The following is a 7,468-nucleotide window of genomic DNA, read 5'->3' on the forward strand; positions in this document are numbered from 1 at the left end:
GGCCAGGATGGTTTCGGGCGCGTCATCGCAGACTTCCAGCGCCCGGAAGTCGCCGTGACGCTCCAGCGCCGCGTCCAGCCGCCGTCGGTAGTCGGCGCGCGAAATTTCTATCGCGCCCAGGCTTTCCAGATGTGGCGTCAGGAATTGCGTGTCGAGCAGCGAAAAGCCGCCGCGCCGCAGCCGCGCAAAAAGATAGGTCAGGCAGACTTTTGAAGCGTCGGTGGCGGTGTGGAACATGCTCTCGCCGAAAAAGGCGCCCCCGAGCGCCAGGCCATAAAGGCCACCAACCATTTCGCCGTCTCGCCAGGCCTCCACCGAGTGGACAAAGCCCTGGTCGAATAGTTCGGCGAACAGTTTTGCGATGCGCTTGTTGATCCAGGTCTTTTCTCGGCCCGGCAGGCTGGCGGCGCAATGGGCGAGCACGCCGTCGAAATCATGGTCGACCTTGATCTGGAAACGCCGGGCGCGAATCGTCTTGGCCAGGCTCTTGGAGACGATCAGCCCGTCGAGCGGAAAGATACCGCGATGGTTCGGATCGAACCAGTGCAGATGTTCGTCTTCCGCGTCCTCGGCCATAGGAAACAGGCCGGCGGCATAGGCCCGCAGGAGGATGCTAGCGGTGACTGGATCGGGTTTTGGCGGCGGCGAATGCATGTTTTATTGTCGTCCCGGCGGCCCGGCGAAACAAGTGCGCGATTTTACCTTGACGCCGGGCGGATTTGCTACGTTTGAATCATTGCCAAACAATTTTGAGTGACGCGAATGTCCCAAGCCAAAAGGTCGCAGGCGCCGCCGTGTCTAGCGGGACTCCGCAAAGCAGGCAGGATCGCGATTGCTTGATTAACCATGTAAATCTGCAACACAAGACCGAAAAATACATATCCGCTCGATCCGGCGGCGAATAAGCTTGACCGCTCAAAAATTCAACGCTTACCGTAAGGGAAAGCAAGTTCGCTTTTCTTGCACTACATCAGTTTGGCTGCGTGCACATTCGGGGCGCAAATATGAAGAAATACCAACTCGTTGCGGCTGCGCTGCTGGCGTCGTCCGTCGTCCCGGCCCTTGCCACCGACCTGCCTTCCACCAAAAGCCCGCCCGTGTTTGTCGATCCGGGCGTCCCCCCATCCCCCTGGGGCGGCTTGTTTGTCGGCGGCATGGCCGGCGTAGGCATTGGCGCGACGCAATTTGCCGACCCCGTCCCCGTGACCGGAACCACTTTTACCGGCGGCGTGGGCGCTGGTTACAACTGGATGGCGACCAACCATATCCTTCTCGGTGGGGTCGCCGATATTGGTTATCTCGGTCCGATGAGCGCGAGCCGGGGTGTCGGAAGTACAGAGGGGGGGCTTTTCGGCACAGTGCGGCTGCGCTTCGGCTATACGTTCGATAATTGGCTCCTCTACGGAACCGGCGGCCTCGCTTATGCCGGCGGGGTCTATCCCAAAAGCTTCGACGGCTATGGCATTCTCGGGCCGGCCACCGTTTCCGCGACCCTGGCGCAAGGAAACACCGTGCTTCCCGGTTATTCCGTCGGCGGCGGTGTCGAATATGCCTTTAATTACAGGTGGTCGGTTAGCGCCGAATATCTCTATGCGCATCTGGAGCACACGTTTCCGCGTTACATCACCAGCGTTACCGGCCCGGCTCCCTACGGCGTCTGCCAGATTACCGCTTTCAATGTCATTCGCCTCGGGTTGAATTACCACTTCGGCCCCGAGCCGCTGGCCCCCGTTGTCGCCAAGTATTGAGCGCTGCTGGCGCTCTCGCATGCGATGTCCGAGATTTGAAACGCCGCGATCTTTTTCGCGGCGTTTTTGTCCGCGGCTCAATTCGTCCGGCTGACGTGTCCGTCGAGAAAAATCAGGCGGTTGTTGTCGTCCGTGCGCCAATAGACATAGGCGTCGCCGTGGCCCCAGTTCGGGCTGAGCCAGCGCGCGCCGAAGACGCTTTCGTCATTGGGGCAGGGGACGAATCTTTCGAAATTTTCCGCCGCCAATTCGGTCGCCAGCGCGGAAGCATCGGCGCCGAGCGGAAATTTCCCTCGCAGCCTTTCGCCGAGTTGCGCGGGCGGCCGTACGCCCTGTTTCCGGCGCGCGTCCTGTTCGTAAAGCGAGCGAGCCGGGCAGGGCGCGCCCCGCAGCCCATCGTCGGACAGGCCTTCGATCAGCGCGGGCGGGGCTGAGGATCGCGGCCAGAAAAACCACGGCGCGGCGCAAGCCGCCAGCACGAGAACCAAGGCTGAAGCGAAGCGCGATGGCTTCAAGAGCTCACGTCGTCCATGCCGCCATTGGCGAGAAAAGCCTCCAGCCAATGAATGTCATAGGCGCCGTCCTGGATGTCGGAATTGCGCACCAGGTTGCGAAACAGCGGCAGGGTGGTGTCGATGCCGTCGACGATGAACTCGTCCAAGGCTCGGCGCAAGCGCATAAGAGCCTCGTTGCGGGTGCGTCCGTAGACGATCAGCTTGCCGACCAGCGAATCGTAATTGGGCGGGATCGTATAGCCTTGATAGACGGCGGAATCGACGCGCACGCCGACGCCTCCCGGCGGATGATAATAGAGGATTTTTCCCGGCGAGGGCCGGAAAGTCGCCGGATGTTCGGCGTTGATGCGGCATTCGATGGCGTGGCCGCGCAATTCCAGATCGGCCTGGGTGAAGCCGAGCGGCGCGCCGCTGGCGATCTTGATCTGCTCGACCAGCAGGTCGAGGCCGGAAATCATTTCGGTGATCGGGTGCTCGACCTGGATGCGGGTGTTCATTTCGATGAAATAGAACTCGCCGTCCTCATAAAGGAACTCGATGGTGCCGGCGCCTGAATAGCGCAATTTGCGCATGGCCGCGGCGCAGATTTCGCCGATGCGGCTGCGCTCGTCCTGGTTGAGCGCCGGCGAGGGCGTCTCCTCCAGCACTTTCTGGTGGCGCCGCTGCAGCGAACAGTCGCGTTCGCCGATATGGACGGCGTTGCCCTGGCCGTCGCCGAGAATCTGGATTTCGATATGGCGCGGCGTGTCGAGGAATTTTTCCAGATAGACCGCATCGTCGCCGAAAGCCGCCTTGGCTTCGGTACGCGCCGAGGTCAGGGCGTCGGAGAGGTCTGCCGCCGTGCGCGCCACCTTCATGCCGCGTCCGCCGCCCCCCGCCGCCGCCTTGACCAGCACTGGAAAGCCGATCCCGTTGGCGACGCGCATGGCCTCTTCGTCATCGGTGATGCCGCCTTCCGAGCCCGGCACGCAGGGAATGCCCAAGGCGCGGGCCGTGCGCTTGGCCTCGATCTTGTCGCCCATGATGCGGATATGTTCAGGGCTCGGGCCGATGAAGGCGATGTCGTGGTCGTGCAGGATTTCGGCGAATTTGGCGTTCTCCGAGAGAAAGCCATAGCCGGGATGGATGGCGTCGGCGCCGGTGATTTCGCAGGCGGCGAGCAGGGCCGGGATGTTGAGATAGGAATCCTTGGCCGGCGCCGGGCCGATGCACACCGATTCGTCGGCCAGCTTGACGTGCATGGCGTCGGCGTCGACCGTCGAATGGACCGCGACGGTGGCGATCCCGAGTTCTTTCGCTGCGCGGAGGATGCGCAGAGCGATTTCGCCGCGATTGGCGATGAGAATCTTCTCGAACATGACGCCTCTCAGGCGATCACGAGAAGCGGCTGGCCATATTCGACGGGCTGGCCGTCTTCGATCAATATGGCTGTGATCGCTCCGCTCTTGTGCGCGACAATATCGTTGAAGGTCTTCATGGCCTCGACCAGCAGCACTTTCTGGCCGGAGGAAACATGGGTTCCGATTTCGATGAAGGGCTTGGCGTCGGGGCTGGGCCGCAGATAGGCCGTGCCAACCATAGGCGATTTGAGGATGTCGGCCGCGGCGTGGGCTTCGGCGGGCGCCAGGGAATCGCCAGGCCCGGCGACGGGCGCGACCGCAGCCGCTGGCGTATAGGCCGGGGCATAAGCCTGAGCCGGAGAGACGAAAGAAGTCTGCCGCACGACCCTGATGCGCAGATCGCCTTTTTCCACCTCGATTTCGGTGAGATCGCTTTCACTCAGCAGATTGGCGATTTCCCGCACCAGAGTGGCGTCGATCTTCGTGCTGTCGCTGGCGGCGCCAATTTCGCTCTTGCCGGCGGCGAGCTTTTCGCTTTTGCCGGCGGCGATGTTTTCGCTTTTACTGGCGGCGAGCTTTTCGCTTTTGCTGGCGGCGCCTGGAAGCTTCGGGGCGGGGGAGCTGGTTTTGCTCATTCTTTTTTGCGGCTTTCTTGAGCTAAGGCTTGGTCGGCTCGGCGGGGCCTTAAAAGGAATCAGCGGCCCATGCGGAAATTCGGAGCAGAGCCTATAGACTTTTTAGCGTGGCTTTGAAAGAGCCTAACAGCGCGGTCCTCAACGGCTTGCCGTCCGCCGCCTTGTTTTCGCAACTTCGGCGCATTAAATCCTGCTGCAATTCGACTGAATCGCAGAAGGATTTAGTATCTTTGTAACCGCGGCGTTTTGTGCGAGAACCTGCTTCCACTTTCACACGCGCCGCTCTAGTTTCCATATCTTGGCGCGGCGGTTTCGCCAATTCGGAGGTTTTGGTCATGGGCGGTCTTTCCTTGCCCCATCTGCTGCTGCTGGGCGTGGTCGTGCTTATCCTTTTTGGCGGCAAGGGCAAAATTTCCGAAATCATGGGCGATGTCGCCAAGGGCATCAAATCCTTCAAGAAGGGCCTGTCCGACGACGATACGCCAGTAGCCGCGGCGCCTCCGCCGGCCGAGCCGCCGCGCACCATCGAGCACCAGGCCCCGACGGCGATCGAGCCCTCGCGCGATCAGCACAAGGTCGGCTGAGCGCGCCTCGCGTGAACTTTTACGCGTGACCGGTTCTCACTTTCGAGGAACCGGCCAGGAGCGAAGCGACCAAAAGCCCGTCGAAGGGCGGGCGTCTTTAGACGCCCGATTGGCTGACGCGAGGGAAAAATGGTATTAAAGGGTCCGGCATGTTCGATTTCGATGTGGGCAAGCTACTGCTGATCGGCGTCGTGGCCCTGATTTTCATTCCCCCCAAGGACCTGCCGGAAGCCTTGCGCCAGCTGGGGCGGCTGGTCGGCAAGGCGCGGCGCATGGCGGCGGAATTCCAGAGCCAGTTCAACGAGGCGATCCGCGACGCCGAACTCGATGACCTCAAGAGCGAATTCCGCCATTTGAAAGACCAGGCTTCGGCCGAAAAGGCGTTGAGGGATTTCGCCGAATTGCCTGAAACCGGCGCGCCGCCGCCGCCCGCTGCTACCTTGGCTGAAAGTCCAGCCGGACCGCCTGCGCCGGAAACTGCGGCGGCCGAACCTGCGCCCGAAACGCCGCCGCCTGAACCGGCGCCCGCTCCCCCCGCCGCCGCCGGAACCCATTCATGACCCAGGCCGACATCGACGCGACCAAGGCGCCGCTGATCGATCACCTGATCGAATTGCGCTCCCGGCTGATCAAGGCCCTGATCGCCTTTCTCGTCGCCTTCGTCGGCTGTTTCTATTTCTCGCACCATATCTACAATATCCTGCTCGGCCCCTATGTGTCGGTGGTCGGGGTGGAAAACGCCAAGCTGATCGCCACCCATTTTCTCGAACAATTTTTCACCCAGCTGAAATTGTCGATGTTCGGGGCCGGCTTTCTCGCCTTTCCGATCATCGCCGCGCAGCTCTACAAGTTCGTAGCGCCCGGCCTCTACCAGCACGAGCGGAAAGCCTTCGCGCCCTATCTCTTCGCCACGCCCATCTTCTTCTTTCTCGGCGCGCTGCTGGTCTATTTCGCGGTCATGCCCTTTCTCATCAAATTCTCGGTGAGCTTCCAGCAGATCGACGTCAAAGGCGAGCCGACCATCGCGCTGCTGCCGAAAGTCAGCGAATATCTGTCGCTGATCATGACCCTGGTCTTCGCTTTCGGCATCGCCTTCCAGTTACCGGTGATCCTGACCCTGCTCGGTCATGTCGGCATCATCGACCAGGCGTTTCTGCGCGACAAGCGTCGCTATGCGATCGTGCTGATTACCGTGGTCGCGGCGATTCTGACGCCGCCCGACCTGATTTCCATGTGCGCCCTTGTCGTTCCCATGTTGCTTCTTTACGAAGGGGCGGTTTTCGCGGTGGGCCTAATCGAAAAGAATCGCTCCGCGCCGAAGCCCGAGTAAATGGGTGAAGTCGGGCTGCAAACGGCCCTTTTCTGCGCTCCGATGCTCACGTACGTACGTACGCTCCGCTTCGGTGCTCGCAAAGGACCGTTTTCGCCGCAACTTGACCCATTTTCATTCGGGCTTCCCGTCAAAAATTCGGAAGTTGAGTAATGCACGACATCAAATCGATCCGCGACGACCAGGCGGGGTTTCGCGCCGATCTCCTGCGCCGCAAGCCCGATGAGGCCGCCGCCGACGCGTTGCTGGCGCGGCTGATCGAACAGGATGACGCCCGCCGCGCGGCCATCGCGCGCGCGCAAGCTATGCAGGAGCGCCGCAACGCCGCCTCGAAGGAAATCGGCGCGGCGATGAAGGCCAAGGACGCGGCGCTCGCGGAAAAGCTCAAGCAGGAAGTCGCCGAGCTGAAGAATGGCATGGGCGCGGTCGAGGCCGAGGAAAGGGCGGCGATTCAGGCGCTGGAGCGCGAACTCGCCGCCATTCCCAACCGCCCGCTGCCCGACGTGCCGCAAGGCGCCGACGAGAACGACAATGTCGAATTGCGGCAGGTCGGGAACAAGCCCGCCTTTCCCCAGGATTTCAAGCCGAAGGAGCATTTCGAAATCGGCGAGGCGCTGGGCCAGATGGACTTCGAGGCCGCCTCACGGATGTCTGGCGCGCGTTTCGTCGTGCTCGAGGGCAAGCTCGCCCGCCTGGAGCGCGCCCTGATGCAATTCATGCTCGACCTGCACACCGACCAGCACGGCTATCAGGAAGTCGCGCCGCCGCTACTGGTGCGCGATCACGCGATGTTCGGCACGGCGCAATTGCCGAAGTTTGAAAGTGATCAATTCTTCGCATCGACCGTCAATGTCGAGCCAGAAATTCTGGAAAAATTTGGAGAAGGTGTTGAGCGTATCGCTGAGATGGAACGCTATACAGATGAATTGGAAACCGTAGGTGATGCACTTTTTTCCCAGTTAAAAACTTAATTAGGCTAGGTCGGTGCAGAGGCGTGGACGCTGAAGTTTGTCGATCAGATTAGCGAGGAGATCACCGAGAGAAGATCCCAAGTTAACGAACTCCGCCGGCATGAAAACGTTGCCGCAGCGATATTCGCTAATAGACGCTGGCTCATCCCCACTGCGGAAGTCCCCCTCACCAATCTGGTCCGCGAGCAGATTCTCGACGAGGCGGCGCTGCCCCTGCGCATGACCGCCGGCACCGCCTGTTTCCGCGCCGAGGCGGGCTCCGCGGGCCGCGACACGCGCGGCATGATCCGTCAGCATCAGTTCGCCAAGGTCGAAATGGTCTCGATCACGACGCCGGAACAATCG

General features: G+C 61.2%; 9 protein-coding genes and 1 pseudogene. 5 read left to right on the forward strand and 5 right to left on the reverse strand.

Features of this window, described 5'->3' with window-relative positions:
* Positions 1 to 654: leucyl/phenylalanyl-tRNA--protein transferase (gene aat / locus ACLP2E_RS16185; protein ID WP_442466515.1), on the reverse strand; the 654-nt coding region annotated here is incomplete at its 3' end.
* A 350-nt stretch (positions 655 to 1,004) separates the two neighbouring features.
* Between aat and ACLP2E_RS16190 the strand changes: the two genes are divergently transcribed.
* Positions 1,005 to 1,748 (forward strand): outer membrane protein, encoded by a 744-nt coding sequence (locus ACLP2E_RS16190; RefSeq protein ID WP_442461102.1) that lies wholly within the window; start codon positions 1,005 to 1,007, stop codon positions 1,746 to 1,748.
* Positions 1,749 to 1,825: 77 nt separating this feature from the next.
* Here ACLP2E_RS16190 and ACLP2E_RS16195 read toward each other — a convergent pair whose 3' ends face one another.
* From ACLP2E_RS16195 to ACLP2E_RS16210, 4 genes are all read right to left on the reverse strand, one after another.
* Complete coding sequence (locus tag ACLP2E_RS16195; RefSeq protein WP_442466516.1) at positions 1,826 to 2,263, reverse strand: hypothetical protein; 438 nt, start codon at positions 2,261 to 2,263, stop codon at positions 1,826 to 1,828.
* Positions 2,260 to 3,621, reverse strand: coding sequence for an acetyl-CoA carboxylase biotin carboxylase subunit (gene accC, locus ACLP2E_RS16200; RefSeq protein ID WP_442461104.1), 1,362 nt, complete (start codon positions 3,619 to 3,621; stop codon positions 2,260 to 2,262). Before accC ends, ACLP2E_RS16195 begins: the two co-directional genes overlap by 4 nt.
* A gap of 8 nt (positions 3,622 to 3,629) precedes the next feature.
* The gene (gene accB, locus ACLP2E_RS16205) at positions 3,630 to 4,238 is read right to left on the reverse strand and encodes an acetyl-CoA carboxylase biotin carboxyl carrier protein (RefSeq protein WP_442466517.1); all 609 of its coding nucleotides are present in this window, start codon (positions 4,236 to 4,238) and stop codon (positions 3,630 to 3,632) included.
* Between the two features lie 91 nt (positions 4,239 to 4,329).
* Positions 4,330 to 4,575 (reverse strand): hypothetical protein, encoded by a 246-nt coding sequence (locus tag ACLP2E_RS16210; protein WP_442461105.1) that lies wholly within the window; start codon positions 4,573 to 4,575, stop codon positions 4,330 to 4,332.
* On the opposite strand from ACLP2E_RS16210, the gene ACLP2E_RS16215 reads away from it, so the two are divergent.
* From ACLP2E_RS16215 to ACLP2E_RS16230, 4 genes and pseudogenes are all read left to right on the forward strand, one after another.
* Positions 4,574 to 4,822, forward strand: a complete 249-nt coding sequence (locus ACLP2E_RS16215; RefSeq protein ID WP_442461106.1) for a twin-arginine translocase TatA/TatE family subunit — start codon at positions 4,574 to 4,576, stop codon at positions 4,820 to 4,822. The genes ACLP2E_RS16210 and ACLP2E_RS16215 overlap by 2 nt on opposite strands.
* Before the next feature lie 149 nt (positions 4,823 to 4,971).
* A complete protein-coding gene (gene tatB, locus ACLP2E_RS16220) occupies positions 4,972 to 5,382 on the forward strand; it encodes a Sec-independent protein translocase protein TatB (protein WP_442461107.1) in 411 nt (136 codons plus the stop codon).
* Positions 5,379 to 6,152 (forward strand): twin-arginine translocase subunit TatC, encoded by a 774-nt coding sequence (gene tatC, locus ACLP2E_RS16225; protein ID WP_442466518.1) that lies wholly within the window; start codon positions 5,379 to 5,381, stop codon positions 6,150 to 6,152. The genes tatB and tatC overlap by 4 nt, the downstream gene beginning before the upstream one ends.
* Before the next feature lie 152 nt (positions 6,153 to 6,304).
* Positions 6,305 to 7,468 (forward strand): annotated as a pseudogene (locus tag ACLP2E_RS16230) (aminoacyl--tRNA ligase-related protein); the annotation flags it as partial.

This window comes from Rhodoblastus sp. (genome assembly GCF_052145335.1).
Classification (GTDB): domain Bacteria; phylum Pseudomonadota; class Alphaproteobacteria; order Rhizobiales; family Beijerinckiaceae; genus Rhodoblastus.

What these genes read in the sequence shown, in the direction of transcription:
- ACLP2E_RS16210 (WP_442461105.1), bottom strand. Translation starts at nt 4,575, where the DNA reads ATGACCAAAACCTCCGAATTGGCGAAACCGCCGCGCCAAGATATGGAA.
- ACLP2E_RS16215 (WP_442461106.1), top strand. Translation starts at nt 4,574, where the DNA reads ATGGGCGGTCTTTCCTTGCCCCATCTGCTGCTGCTGGGCGTGGTCGTG.
- accB (WP_442466517.1), bottom strand. Translation starts at nt 4,238, where the DNA reads ATGAGCAAAACCAGCTCCCCCGCCCCGAAGCTTCCAGGCGCCGCCAGC.
- tatB (WP_442461107.1), top strand. Translation starts at nt 4,972, where the DNA reads ATGTTCGATTTCGATGTGGGCAAGCTACTGCTGATCGGCGTCGTGGCC.
- ACLP2E_RS16190 (WP_442461102.1), top strand. Translation starts at nt 1,005, where the DNA reads ATGAAGAAATACCAACTCGTTGCGGCTGCGCTGCTGGCGTCGTCCGTC.
- accC (WP_442461104.1), bottom strand. Translation starts at nt 3,621, where the DNA reads ATGTTCGAGAAGATTCTCATCGCCAATCGCGGCGAAATCGCTCTGCGC.
- tatC (WP_442466518.1), top strand. Translation starts at nt 5,379, where the DNA reads ATGACCCAGGCCGACATCGACGCGACCAAGGCGCCGCTGATCGATCAC.